Below are 274 nucleotides of genomic sequence, written 5' to 3' on the forward strand. Positions count from 1 at the left end.
GGCGCAACACCTACCGCAGGCGGAAGAGGCGGCGCGCGCCGCGCAGGAGCGCTACAACGCGGTGCAACGCGAACAGTTGGTGTTGCAGCCGCAACTGCAACTGGCCGAGGCGCAACGCGAGCATGTCCAGCGCAACGTGCAGCAACTGGATTCGCGCCGCTCGCGCCTGCTGCTGGAACAGGATAACCTGCCGCAGCCCAATACCGAAGCGCTGGCGCAGGCGCAGCAGCAAATCACCGGACTGGAAGCCGAGCGCAACGCGCAGCAGCAGCAA

General features: G+C 66.8%; 1 protein-coding gene. It reads left to right on the forward strand.

Going from position 1 to position 274, the window contains the following annotated elements; translation table 11 throughout:
• The coding region (locus H6A60_RS13140; protein ID WP_439145090.1) for a hypothetical protein at nt 1–274 on the forward strand (274 nt) is incomplete at both ends.

The sequence above is a fragment of the Sutterella massiliensis genome (genome assembly GCF_016899755.1).
Classification (GTDB): Bacteria; Pseudomonadota; Gammaproteobacteria; order Burkholderiales; family Burkholderiaceae_F; genus Sutterella; species Sutterella massiliensis.